The 223-nt window shown below is 67.3% G+C and carries 1 pseudogene; it reads right to left on the reverse strand.

Annotation, left to right across the window (positions count from 1 at the left end):
• A pseudogene (locus tag AC0L2B_RS00015) lies at positions 1 to 223 on the reverse strand (SH3 domain-containing protein); the annotation flags it as partial.

Genomic DNA, 223 nt, shown 5'->3' on the forward strand with positions numbered 1-223 from the left:
GGCGGCGGTTGACGCACCGTCTGTCGCCGCCTTGGCGGGAGCAGCGACTTTGGCAATCAATGCTGCCACTTTGGTTTTCGCTGCCGGATCGGCGAATGCCGCCGCGGTGGACGGCTTGTCTGCTTTTTCAGCCTGGCCCGCCGTCTGGCCGCCCCCCGTCTGGCCGGATGTGGTCTTCGGTCCCGATCCTGTCCAGCGAGGATCATTGGGCGCCAGCGCCGCT

The sequence above is a fragment of the Mesorhizobium sp. WSM4815 genome, from assembly GCF_055811575.1.